This window comes from Streptomyces sp. PsTaAH-137, from assembly GCF_003259365.1.
Lineage (GTDB): Bacteria > Actinomycetota > Actinomycetes > Streptomycetales > Streptomycetaceae > Streptomyces.
Genome location: NZ_QLLY01000005.1, coordinates 401,835 through 413,838, shown reverse-complemented (window position 1 = coordinate 413,838; position 12,004 = coordinate 401,835). Strand labels below are relative to the sequence as shown.

Sequence of the window (12,004 nt, the reverse complement as noted above, 5' to 3'; positions counted from 1 at the left end):
CAGCGGATCGGCACCGAACGCGCCACGCTGTTCTCCGGCCTCATCCCGGTCGCCGCCGCGTGCACGGCGCCCCTGGTCGGTTCGGGAACCTACGGCCTCGCCCAGGCCGCCGGCAGCGCGCTGGTGGGCGCCGGCGTCGCCCTGGGCTCGGGCGTGTGGGCCGGGCGGCGGTCAGCGGCTGGTGTCGAGGACGACTCGTGCGACCAGCGCGGGGTCGTCGTGCATCGGGACATGGCCGCACCCGGGCAGCCTGACCAGCCGCGCCCCCGGCAGGATCTGCTTGGCGCGGACCCCTTGACGGCGCACGAGCAGCCGGTCACGGGTGCCCCAGGCCACCGTCACGGGGACCTCGGGGACGTCGTCGCGGAACTGGACCTCGCGCCCCGCGTCGAGGGTCTGCCGGAACCCGGTCGCGTTGCGCAGCGCCAGCGTCTCGGCGACCACGGCCTCGGGTGAACGGCGCCCGGGGTGCGCGTAGATGGTGCTGGTCAGCGCGGTCCGCCCGGCCGCCGAACGGGACAGCCGCTCGATCACCGGCAGCGGCAGCGCCCGCGCGCCCTGCCGCATCGCGAGGAGCGTGCCGAACGCGTACCGGCGCTCGGCCTGCGTCCAGAACCCGGCGGGGGAGAGCGCCGTGACGGACCGTACGAGCTTCTCGCGGCCCAGCTCCAGGGCGAGCAGGCCGCCCAGCGAGTTGCCGGCCACGTGCGGGCGCTCGATGCCCAGGTGGCGGCGGAACGCGTCGAGGACGGGCACCACGTTCGACAGGTCGTAGCCGAGACCCTCCGGCAGCGCGGGGGACGCCCCGAATCCCGGCAGATCCACGGCGATGACATCGCGCTCGGCCGCCAGGATCGGCAGAACCGGCTGCCAGGCCTGCCAGTGGTGTCCTATCCCGTGCAGCAGGAGCAGCGGCTCCCCGGCGCCCGCACGCTCGTACGTCAGCGTCACCTCGCGCGGTCCGCCGGGGCTCTCGATGGTGAAGGACGCCTGTTCCGCCATGTCGTTCGCTCCCTGTCCCCGCCACGCCGCGACGGTTCTTTAGACTCCTTGTCAGCAACAATTACCGCCCAGTAGCGTCCAGTTCAAGGGGTCGGGATCGATGCGACGCCCCTGTGGGGCGCACCTCCCGGTCCGGATCCGCCTGGACAGGACCCGATTCGTCGGATGGGATGGGGGCGTGGCCGCCGACCCGCCGACCGACGACTCTCTCCGCACTTTCGAGGAGCACCGTCCCGTCCTCATGGGCGTGGCCTACCGCATGCTGGGCCGCGTCGCCGACGCCGAGGACGTCGTGCAGGACACCTGGCTGCGCTGGTCGCGCGCCGACCGGAGCGAGGTCCGCGAACCGCGTGCCTACATGGTGCGCATCGCCACCCGTCTCGCCGTCGACCGGCTCCGCGAGGCGCAGTCGCGCCGCGAGTCCTACGTGGGCCCCTGGCTGCCCGAGCCACTGGTCACCGACTTCGGGCCGATCGTGCCCGACACCGCCGAGCGGGCCGTGCTCGCCGACTCCGTCTCCTTCGCCGTGCTCGTCGTCCTGGAGTCGCTCTCGCCCCTGGAGCGCGCGGTGTTCGTGCTGCGCGAGGCGTTCGGGCTGCCGTTCGCGGAGATCGCCGCCGTGCTGGAGCGCGGCGAGAGCGCGGTGCGCCAACTCGCCGCACGCGCGCGCAAGCACGTCGAGGAACGGCGTCCCAGGTTCGACGTCGACCCGGCCCAGCAGCGCGACCTCACCGAGCGATTCCTCGCCGCGGCGACCGAGGGCGACTTCGACGGGCTGCTGGCCCTGCTCGCCCCCGACGTCCGCCTCGTGGGCGACAGCGGCGGCAAGGCCAAGGCGCCGCTGCACGTCATCGAGTCGGCCGACAAGGTGGGGCGGTTCCTGCGCGGCGCCGCGGCGAAGGACGCCTCCCTGGGCTTCGAGTTCCGCTTCGCGGAGGTCAACGGCGCGCCCGCGCTGCTCGCCTTCGTCGACGGCAAGCCCGACGCGTTCTTCCAACTGGGCATCTCCGAAGGCAGGATCCAGCACATCTACATCGTGCGGAACCCGGACAAACTGCAAGCGCTTCGCTAGCTTGCGCGTCGCGTAGGGCCGCTCTCGGGCCTCTTCCGACGCGACTTCTCATGCAACGTTCATCCATGTCTCACGAACGCGGTGTGAACACCGTGCGGCGCTCCATGAATGCTCTGCGGCACGACCCCTGTGCGCACCGCAGCCGATCGATGATTGGTCTTGACCAAGTCCGACGGCGGCCCTACGCTCGCAGAGATAGTGCAGGAACCTTTAATAAACAAGGGCGCTAAAAAGCCGCCGGAGTACGGCTGTTGCGGAGGACAGGGTGGGGACCACGCAGTTGGAAGCGGCACCGGAGCCGAAGTACTGGCACCTCAAGACCGTGCTCAGCGAGGCGCTCGACTCGGAGTTCGCCGTGGGGGAGATCCTGCCGAACGAGCGTGATCTGGCGGCCCGCTTCGGCGTCGCCCGCGCCACGCTCCGCCAGGCACTCGAACAGCTTGAGCTGGAAGGCCGGCTGCAGCGCCGTCGCGGCGTCGGCACCACCGTGGCGCCGCCGCGCGTCGGGGTGGACGTCTCCGCCACCGGCCACGACTGGCCGGGCGCGAGCGGTGACGCCTGGCAGGCCGTCGACTGCGACCTCGACGTGGCCCCGGCCGCCGTCGCCGACAAGCTGGAGACCGCCCCGGACGAGCGGGTGCACGTCCTGCGCCGCACGCGTGTGTCGCACGGTCAGCCGGTCGCCGCCGAGCTGCTCTACGTCCCCGCGGCGTCGGTGCCCGACCTGACGGCCATAGACGCTCCGTCCGGTGCCGCCCGCGCGCGTGCCGTCCTGCGCGAGCTGCAGCGCCTCGGCCTCGACGGCCAGGACCGCGCGGTCGAGCTGGGCTCGGCCCGCGCCGACGACGCCAAGGAACTGGACCGCCTCCCCGGCGCTCCCGTCCTCGTGGTGACCACCCGCTACTTCAGCGAGGGCATCACGGCGGCCGTCTCCATGGCCACGTACCGAGCGGACACCTGCCGCCTGACGTTCGGCGACACCCCCGACGTGGAAATCCACCACGCCCCCCACACCCAGGCCTCCTGAGCCCCGAAAGGGACGCGGGGAACTGCGCGCCCGGCCACAGAGGACGGATCACCCGCTGACGCCCCTCAGCTGGCACAGCGGGTGGGCGTCCCACGGCGCCAGAACCCTCCCATGTGACGCACGCCGAAGCGCCCCGTCAGGGGCGCGGGGAACTGCGCGCTCAGCCCCAGAGGACGGATCACCCGCCGACGCCCCTCAGCTGGCACGCGGGTGGGCGCCCCACGGCGCCGGAACCCTCCCATCTGACGCACGCCGAAGCGCCCCGCAAGGGGGGCGCGGGGAACTGCGCGCTCAGCCACAGCGCACGAGCACCCGCCGCGACTCCGCAACAGAAGCGGCGGAGTCGCGTCGCCGCATCCGCCGCATCCGGCGCAGGCGCCCCGTCACCGCCGAGCCGTAACAGTCCCCTCAGTGGCGAAGAGCTGCTCCTCGACATGGTCCAGGGCCAGGCGCAGGGCCCCGGTGGCCACAGCCGCCTCCCCGAGCAACGACAACGCCACCCGAGGCGGCCGCAGGCAGTACCGCTCCAACTCCCGCCGCAACGGATCGAGCACCCCGTCGAGCCCGGCGGCCCACCCCCCGACCACCACAAGCTCCGGATCGAGCGCGAGCACCAGCGCGGCGACGTCGTGCACCAGCCGCTGAATGAACCGCTCCATGGCGGCACCGGCCTGCTCGTCACCTTCCCGGGCCAGCGCGAACACCTTCGCCACGGCCTGCTCGTCCAGGGGATGCAACGGCTCGTCGGTGGTCGACAGCAACGTCTCCGGCCGCACCCCGCGCCCCAGCAGATGCAACGCCCCGATCTCCCCGGCGGCACCCCCGTACCCCCGGTGCAACCGCCCGCCGATCAGCGAACCGGCCCCGGGGCTGAGCCCGGCCATGACGAACACCATGTCGTCCGAGTCGACGCCGGCGCCCTGCCAGTGCTCGGCCACGGCCGCCGTGTTGGCGTCGTTCTCCACGATGACCGGGCACTTGAAGGAGCGGCGCAGGCGCTCGCCCAGCGGCAGCCCCGTCCACCCGGGCAGCGCCGTACCGAGCCGCACCGTGCCGTCGGCCTCCACGATCCCGGGACTGCCCACACCGACCGCCCGCAGCGATCCCCGGGCCACCCCGGCGCGCCGCAGCAGATCGGCGACGGTCCCGCGCAGCCGCTCGATGCGCTCCTCCGCGGGAGCGGCCTCGTCGACGTCCTTGGCGGCCGTGCCGATGATCCGGCCGTCGAGCGCGGACAGCACCGCGGCGACCCGGTGCGGCCCGATCTCCAGACCGAGCAGATGCCCCGCCTCCGCCCGGAAGCGGAACTTCCGCGCGGGCCGTCCCTGGCGCCGCGCTCCCGGCTCCTCGACGGCCGTCTCCACGACGAGCCCGGCGCCGATGAGATCTTCGACGACACCCTCGACGGTCGGCCGTGACAGACCCGTCACCCGGGTGATCTCGGTGAGCGTCGCGAAATCCGTGGCGCGCAGCGCGTGCAGCACCACCGCGGAGTTGATCCGCCTGAGCAGAGAAGGATCCCCGCCGGTCAGCCGCCCCAACGTCAGTCCTCCCAGCTAGTGCGCGTGTTCGCCGGATGCTACTCGCCGGGACGGGCAGCGGCGAGAGCCGGGTGCACTTCTGTGGCGGCCGGCGCTCAGCCGGGCGGCGGGCGAAACGGACGGACCGGGCGTCAGCCCGGCGCGACGAAACCGGATTCGTACGCGGCGATCACCGCCTGGGTGCGGTCGCGCGCCCCGAGCTTGGCCAGCACGGCGCTCACGTGCGACTTGACCGTCTCGGTGCCGACGACGAGATCCGTGGCGATCTCCGCGTTCGACAGCCCCCGCGCCATCAGCCGCAGCACCGCCGACTCGCGGTCGGTCAGCGCCGCCCGCGCCATGGCGGCCCGCGCTGACGGATTGCCGTACTCGGCGGCCAGTCTGCGCACGGCGGCCGGGAAGAGGAGCGAATCGCCGTCCGCGACGAGCCGCACGGCGTGCACGATCTCGGCGGGCCGCGCCCGCTTCAGCAGAAACCCGTCGGCGCCCGCGCGCAGCGCCCCGTACACGTACTCGTCGTTCTCGAAGGTCGTGATGACGAGGATCTTCGGCGGGTCCGGTACGGCGCGCAGCACCGCGCGGGTGGCCTCGATCCCGTCGAGCAGCGGCATCCTGACGTCCATGGCGACCACGTCCGGCCGCAACTCGCGCACCAGGGGCACCACGGCGGCGCCGTCCGCCGCCTCGCCCACCACCGTGATGTCGGACTGCGCTTCCAGCACGGCGCGCAGACCCGCGCGGACCAGGGGCTCGTCGTCGACGAGGAGGACAGTGAGCGGCACGGCGTCAGCGTAGATCACACCACGGGGAGTTCGACGTGGACCTGCCATTCGTCGCCGAGGGGGCCGGTGCGGGCCCGCCCGCCGAGCAGCGCCGCCCGCTCCCGCACCCCGCGCAGCCCGCTTCCCGTACCGCCGCCCGCGGACGCACGGCCGCCCGCGGGCAGCGGATTGCGGACCTCCAGGACGAGGTGCCGGTCCGCGACGTGGAGGGCCACGGTGACCGGGACGGTGCCGCAGTGCCGCAGGACGTTCGTGAGCGCTTCCTGGAGGATGCGGTAGCCCTCGCGGGACACCGGCCCCGGCACCGTCTCCAGGGGCCCGTCCACGGCCACCTCCACCGTGGCTCCCGAGGCCCGCGCCGAGTCGAGCAGCCGGTCCGCCTCCTGGAGCGTCGGGCGGCGGCCCGCAGGCTGCTCCGCCTCGCGCAGCACCAGCAGGACCCGTTCCAGATCCTCCAGGGCGGCCCGGCCGGTCTCCTCGATGGCGTCAAGCGCCCGCTCCGTGAACGCCGGATCGCCCGTCGCGCGCGCCGCACCGGCCTGCACCACCGCCACGGTCAGGGCGTGCCCGATGGAGTCGTGCAGCTCGCGCGCGATGCGATTGCGCTCCAGCAGTTGCTCGGTGCGCTCCTCCAGGGCGGCGAGCCGTTCCGCCGCCGACGGCCCGAGCAGCAGAGGAGCCACCCGCGCGAGCACCCACCCGACGCCGGCCACCAGATACAGCAGGGCCAGCACGGGAACCGGGACGAGCAGCGCGCACACCGCGCCCGCGTCCGGCACGGGCAGCACCGAGAGTGAGCCGGCGGGCCGACCGGCGGCGGCCGAGATCAACTCAAGCACCAGCGCCATCAATTGCCCCGTCGCGAGGGCCGTGGACAGTCCCAGGAACAACCGCAGCACCAGCCACACGGCGGTCCGCGCCCGGTCCCGCCAGGACGCGGACGGCGCGACCGAGACCCCGCTCTCCGCGCCGTCGCCCGCCACGCGCGCGTGCCCGCCCGGGAACAGCATCAGCCGCGCCTGCAGCCCCTCCGCCCGCCGGGCCACCGGGACCAGGGCGAACAGCAGAAGGAACGGCACGGGAACCACGTAGACGAGCAGCCAGTCGCGCACGGTCGGCGACGAGAGGCCGGGAAAGACCGCGGCGCACACGAAGGCGAACGCCGCCGCGCACAGCAGATGGAGCCAGCGGGTGTAGGTGACCGCGCGTATCAGCGGTCCCGGGAAGCGGCGCATGCCGCCATCGTGCCAGCGGGCCCACTCGGCACGGCTCCCCCGGACGGGGGAGACACGGCCCACCGGCGGGGGAGGACCGGACCCCGGCCCGTCCACAAGGCTGACGTCATGACCAGCATCGACGTCCAGAACCTCACCAAGGAGTACGGCACGACCCGCGCGGTGGACCGGCTGACCGTCCGCGTCGAGCCGGGCCGCGTCACCGGATTCCTCGGCCCGAACGGCGCCGGGAAGTCCACCACCCTGCGGCTCGCCCTCGGTCTCGCCCGCCCCACCTCGGGGACGGTGCACATCGGCGGCCGCCCCTACACGGCGTACGACGCGCCACTGCGCCGCGTGGGCGCGCTGCTCGACCCGCAGGCCGCCCACGGCGCGCGCACCGCACGCGACCACCTGCTGGCGCTCGCCGTCAGCAACCGCCTTCCCGCGCGTCGCGTCGACGAGGTGCTGGAACAGGCGGGCATCGCCGCGGTGGCGAAGCGCCGCGTGAAGACGTTCTCGCTCGGCATGCGGCAGCGGCTCGGCATCGCGGCGGCCCTGCTCGGCGATCCCGAGGTGGTGCTCCTCGACGAACCGTCCAACGGGCTCGACCCCGAAGGCATCGTCTGGATCCGCGAGTTGCTGCGCGACCTCGCGCGCGCGGGACACACGGTACTGGTCTCCAGCCACCTCATGAACGAGACCGCGACCTTCGCCGACCACCTCGTCGTCCTGGGCCGGGGCAGGCTGCTCGCCGACACACCGATGCCCGACTTCATCGCCGCGCACAGCGTCCGCAGGGCCCGGGTGCGCAGCACGGATCCGCGGCGGCTGAGCGCCGCGCTCACGCGTGCGGGCCACAGCGTCACGCTCGCCGACGACGGCCGCTGCACGGTCGACGGAGCCCGCGCCGCCGAGGTCGGCTCCCTGGCCGCGGCCGAGGGCGTCCCCGTCCTCGAACTCGTCGACGAACAGGTCTCGTTGGAGCAGGCCTACCTCACCCTGACCGCAGGCGACGCCGAGTTCGCCGCGACGTCCCTCCAGGAGGCGTGACCATGTCCGCTACCGCAGTCGCCCCGCTCTCCGTCCTGCACTCGGAGTGGATCAAGATCAGATCGCTGCGCGGCAGCCTGGGCTCGCTGATCGCCGTGTTCGCCGCAACCGTCGGCATCACGGTCCTGGTCTTCGCCACCGTCGGCCGGTCCGAGGTCACCAGCGGCGACGACCTCCTCCTCGGCGCCTTCTACGCCCTGAACTTCGGCCAGATCGCCGCCCTCGCCTTCGGCGCCACCGCCGTCTCCTGCGAATTCCTGAACGGAGCCCTGCGCGTCTCCCTCGCCGCCGTCCCGCGCCGCGGCCTGTTCTACGCGGCGAAGGCCACGGTCGTCGGAGGCTGCGCGTTCACCGTCGGTACGGCCACCACCTGCACGGCGTTCGTCGCCGGGCAGGCCTTCATGGGAGACGACGCGCTCAGCCTCGGCGACCCGGGCGCGGTGCGGGCCTGCGTCGGCGGCGGTGTCTATCTCGCGCTCATGGCGCTGTTCGCGGCGGGCCTGACCGCCGTGCTGCGCAGCGCCGTCGCGGTGATCGGCACCCTCGTACCGTTCCTGCTGATCGTGTCGTTCGTGATCGGCGACGTGGCGGGCTCGGCCGCCGACTACCTGCCCGACCGGGCCGGACAACAGATCCTGCGCGAGCACACCGTGGGCTCCCTCGGCCCCTGGACCGGGCTCGCCGTGACCGCGCTGTGGGCCGCCGCGGCCCTCCTCGCCGGCTGGTGGAGCGTGCGCCGCAGGGACGCCTGACGCGCGGCCGTTCCGTTGTCAGTGGTCGGCGCTTTACTGGAACGGTGAACCTTGCGGAGCAGTGCGCGACCATCGACCAGCTGTGGGCGTCCCCCTTCCCGGACGACCACGGCAGATCGGCCGCGGGCTGGGGCGGACCCGGATACGCGGTGGCGGAGCTGACCCGGCGGCACGGACCGCGCGAGGAGGCCGAGGACCGGGCCGAGGCGGACCGCGCCGCCCTGTCGGCGCTGCTCACGCAGGGCTGGGGACCGCCCTACCGGTTCAGCCTGTGGAGCGTGCACACCCGCGCGCTGGAGCAGGGCGCGGTGGTGCCCGAGCCCTGGGGGTGGCTCAGCGCCTGCGCCCAGGAACTGCACTCGTGGTGCGTCGGCGAGCGCTGGGTCGCCCTCGCCGTGGCCCACCAGGGAGACGACCAGCCCTACCAGCTCCTGGCCGTCGTCACCGATGTGGCGCCGCCGTAGCGGCGACGAACAGCGCTCGGAGGCACGGCAGTTGCTCATCCGGGGACGCGCGCGCGGAACTCCCGTGCCACCATGGCATCTTGATCACCAGCGGCACCCTTCATCACCACCGCACGCGGCACCCCGGCAGGACCGCGGGAACGGAGAGCACATGAGCGACGACGGCGCGCAGCAGCAGGGCATCGAGCAGCGGATCTCCGCCCACATCGCGCACAACGCCCGTGTGTGGAACTACTGGCTGGGCGGCAAGGACCACTACGAGGTGGACGAGCAGGTCGGCGACATGGTCACGTCCATGTACCCGAGCATCGGCGAGGTCGCCCGCGCCGACCGTGCCTTCCTCGGCCGCGCCGTCACGTTCCTCGCCGGCGAGGCGGGCATCCGGCAGTACCTCGACGTCGGCACGGGCCTGCCCACCGTGGAGAACACGCACGAGGTCGCCCAGCGCATCGCCCCCGACGCCCGCGTGGTCTACGTGGACAACGACCCGATCGTGCTCACCCACGCCCGCGCGCTGCTCACCAGCTCCGAGCAGGGCGCCACCAGCTATGTCGACGCCGACGCGCACGACCCGCAGGCGATCATCGCGGCCGCGCAGCGGACCCTCGACTTCGACAGGCCCGTCGCGATCATGCTGCTCGGCATCCTGAACTTCGTCCTCGACACCGAGAAGGCCACCGCCATCGTGCGCGACCTCGTCGCCGCCGTCCCCTCGGGCAGCTACCTGGTCCTCACCCACCCCACCCTGGAGCTGGGCGGGGAGGGCAACGAGGCGGCGATGAAGTTCTGGAACGAGAATGCGACACCCCCGATCACCGCCCGCACCGGCGCCGAGGTGACCGCGTTCCTCGACGGCCTGGAGCTCGTCGAGCCCGGCCTCGTCTCCTGCGCGCGCTGGCGCACCGAGGGCACCGAAGAGGGCCCCCTGGTCGCCCAGTTCGGGGTCGTCGCCCGCAAGCCGTAGCGCTAGGACGGCGCCGCGCCGGCGGAGGCCTCGCGCAGCCGCGCGTACTCCTCCGCCATCGTCGCCGCCGTCCAATGCGCGTTCAGGCCACTGGGGTTGGGCAGTGCCCACACGCGCGCACCGCCGATCGTGCGCTCCTGCGGCCCGATCCTCGCCCTGGGCTCGCCGAAGGCCGACCGGTACGCGGTCACGCCCACCACGGCGAGCCACTCCGGCCGCAGCCGTGCCACCTTCTCCTCCAGGAGACGGCCGCCCTCCCGGTACTCCCCGGCGCTCAGCTCGTCGGCGCGCGCCGTGGCCCGCGCCACGACGTTCGTGATGCCGAGCCCGTACGTGAGCAGCTCGTCCTGCTCGGCCGGCTTCAGCAGCCGCGGCGTGAAACCGGACAGGTGCAGCACCGGCCAGAAGCGATTGCCGGGGCGGGCGAAGTGGTGCCCGGTCGCCGCGGTCATCAGACCCGGATTGATGCCGCAGAAGAGAACCCGAAGGCCGCTCGCGACGACGTCCGGAACCAGACGGTCACGAGCGGCCTCCAGGTCCGCCGCGGTGAGCCGCGTCAGAGGATCGCCCCCGGCGTGTAACCGGCGGCGTCCGGGTGCTGCTTCACGATCTCCTCGACCCGGCCGAGGATCTGGCCGACCTGACCGGCGGCGGCGCCCGTGAACGACAGCTTGTCCGCCATCAGCGCGTCGAGCTGGGCGCGGTCCAGCGGGATCCGGGAGTCGGCGGCGAGCTTGTCGAGCAGTTCGTTGCGCTCGGCGCCCTGCTCGCGCATGGCGAGGGCCGAGGCGACCGCGTTCTCCTTGATCGCCTCGTGGGCCTCCTCGCGGCCGACGCCCGCCCGCACCGACGCCATGAGCACCTTGGTCGTGGCGAGGAACGGCAGGTATCGGTCCAGCTCACGGGCGACGACGGCCGGGAACGCGCCGAACTCGTCGAGCACCGTCAGGAACGTCTCGAGCAGGCCGTCGAGCGCGAAGAACGCGTCCGGCAGTGCCACGCGACGGACCACCGAGCACGAGACGTCGCCCTCGTTCCACTGGTCGCCCGCCAGCTCGCCGGTCATCGACGCGTAGCCGCGCAGGATCACCATCAGGCCGTTGACGCGCTCGCAGGAGCGGGTGTTCATCTTGTGCGGCATCGCCGACGAGCCGACCTGGCCCGGCTTGAAGCCCTCGGTGACCAGCTCGTGCCCGGCCATCAGCCGGATCGTCTTGGCCAGCGAGGAGGGCGCCGCGGCGAGCTGCACCAGCGAGGTCACGACCTCGTAGTCGAGCGAGCGCGGGTAGACCTGGCCGACCGACGTGAACGCCTGCGAGAAGCCGAGGTGACCGGCGATCCGGTCCTCCAGGTCGGCCAGCTTCGCGGCGTCGCCGCCGAGCAGGTCGAGCATGTCCTGCGCGGTGCCGACGGGGCCCTTGATGCCGCGCAGCGGGTAGCGGTTCAGCAGCTCCTCGACCCGGCCGTACGCGACGAGCAGCTCGTCGGTGGCGGTGGCGAAGCGCTTGCCGAGGGTGGTGGCCTGCGCGGCGACATTGTGCGAGCGGCCCGCCATGACCAGCTCGGCGTACTCGCCGGACAGCTTGCCGAGGCGTGCGAGGACGGCGACGGAACGGTCCCGGACCAGTTCGAGGGAGAGACGGATCTGGAGCTGCTCGACGTTCTCCGTCAGGTCGCGGGACGTCATGCCCTTGTGGACCTGCTCGTGCCCGGCGAGCGCGTTGAACTCCTCGATGCGGGCCTTCACGTCGTGCCGCGTGACCTTCTCACGCTCGGCGATCGAGCCCAGGTCGACCTGATCGAGCACCCGCTCGTAGTCGGCGATCGCGGCGTCCGGCACCTCGATCCCGAGATCCTTCTGAGCCTTGAGCACGGCGAGCCAGAGCTTCCGCTCCAGCTTCACCTTCTCCTCGGGGGACCAGAGGGTGGCGAGGTCGACGGAGGCATAGCGGCCGGCGAGAACGTTCGGGATACGGGGCTTGGCAGGCGCAGTCACGTGTACGGAGTTTACCGGGCGTCCGTACAGGCTCCGAACCGTCCATGTCATGTAGGAACGTACAGGTCAGAGGCGCCGTGGTGGTGCTGGCCGCACACGCACACGCACACGCACCCGCGGCCGCGCCCGTCGACCGG

General features: G+C 72.9%; 12 protein-coding genes. 6 read left to right on the top strand and 6 right to left on the bottom strand.

The window, feature by feature from the left end:
• Positions 1-171: 171 nt before the first annotated feature.
• Positions 172-1,002, bottom strand: a complete 831-nt coding sequence (locus tag K377_RS13695) for an alpha/beta fold hydrolase (protein ID WP_111663567.1) — start codon at positions 1,000-1,002, stop codon at positions 172-174.
• Positions 1,003-1,180: 178 nt separating this feature from the next.
• Between K377_RS13695 and K377_RS13690 the strand changes: the two genes are divergently transcribed.
• A complete protein-coding gene (locus K377_RS13690) occupies positions 1,181-2,074 on the top strand; it encodes an RNA polymerase sigma-70 factor (protein ID WP_258395032.1) in 894 nt (297 codons plus the stop codon).
• Between the two features lie 265 nt (positions 2,075-2,339).
• Positions 2,340-3,101: a GntR family transcriptional regulator gene (locus tag K377_RS13685; protein ID WP_111663565.1), complete on the top strand. Its 762-nt coding sequence runs from the start codon at positions 2,340-2,342 to the stop codon at positions 3,099-3,101.
• 383 nt (positions 3,102-3,484) lie between these two features.
• Here K377_RS13685 and K377_RS13680 read toward each other — a convergent pair whose 3' ends face one another.
• The 3 genes from K377_RS13680 to K377_RS13670 form a co-directional block, all read right to left on the bottom strand.
• A complete protein-coding gene (locus K377_RS13680) occupies positions 3,485-4,642 on the bottom strand; it encodes an ROK family transcriptional regulator (protein WP_111663564.1) in 1,158 nt (385 codons plus the stop codon).
• Between the two features lie 131 nt (positions 4,643-4,773).
• Positions 4,774-5,424, bottom strand: a complete 651-nt coding sequence (locus tag K377_RS13675; RefSeq protein WP_111663730.1) for a response regulator transcription factor — start codon at positions 5,422-5,424, stop codon at positions 4,774-4,776.
• Between the two features lie 14 nt (positions 5,425-5,438).
• Positions 5,439-6,659 carry a sensor histidine kinase gene (locus K377_RS13670; RefSeq protein WP_111663563.1) on the bottom strand — a complete coding sequence of 407 codons (1,221 nt, stop codon included), beginning with the start codon at positions 6,657-6,659 and terminating at the stop codon, positions 5,439-5,441.
• A gap of 108 nt (positions 6,660-6,767) precedes the next feature.
• Here K377_RS13670 and K377_RS13665 point away from each other — a divergent pair, with 108 nt between their 5' ends.
• The 4 genes from K377_RS13665 (at position 6,768) to K377_RS13650 (ending at position 9,871) form a co-directional block, all read left to right on the top strand.
• Positions 6,768-7,691 carry an ATP-binding cassette domain-containing protein gene (locus tag K377_RS13665; RefSeq protein ID WP_111663562.1) on the top strand — a complete coding sequence of 308 codons (924 nt, stop codon included), beginning with the start codon at positions 6,768-6,770 and terminating at the stop codon, positions 7,689-7,691.
• Positions 7,692-7,693: 2 nt separating this feature from the next.
• Complete coding sequence (locus K377_RS13660; RefSeq protein WP_111663561.1) at positions 7,694-8,443, top strand: ABC transporter permease; 750 nt, start codon at positions 7,694-7,696, stop codon at positions 8,441-8,443.
• Between the two features lie 44 nt (positions 8,444-8,487).
• Positions 8,488-8,907, top strand: coding sequence for a hypothetical protein (locus tag K377_RS13655; protein WP_111663560.1), 420 nt, complete (start codon positions 8,488-8,490; stop codon positions 8,905-8,907).
• A gap of 151 nt (positions 8,908-9,058) precedes the next feature.
• A complete protein-coding gene (locus K377_RS13650) occupies positions 9,059-9,871 on the top strand; it encodes an SAM-dependent methyltransferase (protein ID WP_111663559.1) in 813 nt (270 codons plus the stop codon).
• Between the two features lie 2 nt (positions 9,872-9,873).
• On the opposite strand, the gene mug is transcribed toward K377_RS13650, so the two are convergent.
• Positions 9,874-10,431: a G/U mismatch-specific DNA glycosylase gene (gene mug, locus K377_RS13645; protein ID WP_111663558.1), complete on the bottom strand. Its 558-nt coding sequence runs from the start codon at positions 10,429-10,431 to the stop codon at positions 9,874-9,876.
• The gene (gene purB, locus K377_RS13640) at positions 10,428-11,918 is read right to left on the bottom strand and encodes an adenylosuccinate lyase (RefSeq protein WP_111663557.1); all 1,491 of its coding nucleotides are present in this window, start codon (positions 11,916-11,918) and stop codon (positions 10,428-10,430) included. Before purB ends, mug begins: the two co-directional genes overlap by 4 nt.
• Positions 11,919-12,004: the final 86 nt, after the last annotated feature.